General features: G+C 33.3%; 1 protein-coding gene. It reads left to right on the plus strand.

Annotation, left to right across the window (positions count from 1 at the left end):
• The coding region (locus AAEY68_RS21425) for a glycerophosphodiester phosphodiesterase (RefSeq protein ID WP_350586868.1) at nt 1-202 on the plus strand (202 nt) is incomplete at its 5' end.
• Nucleotides 203-249: the final 47 nt, after the last annotated feature.

Below are 249 nucleotides of genomic sequence, written 5' to 3' on the forward strand. Positions count from 1 at the left end.
GGCCTACAGCATTCATATTGACAAAAACTTTATGAACAAACCGTTTGTAGACGATGACAAAATGCGCGGTTTACAAGTATTTGCTTACACCGTAGATGAAGTCGAAGATATTAAACTGATGCTTGCCTGTGGTGTTGATGGTATTTTTACTAACGACCCTGAACGAACTAAGCATTATTTAGCGCAATTAAATGAACTATAACTAATTATTTAATTGCCATTTATGCTATAAAAACAATAATTTAGTAG

The sequence above is a fragment of the Pseudoalteromonas sp. RB2-MNA-CIBAN-0110 genome (assembly GCF_040309305.1).
GTDB lineage: Bacteria > Pseudomonadota > Gammaproteobacteria > Enterobacterales > Alteromonadaceae > Pseudoalteromonas > Pseudoalteromonas arctica.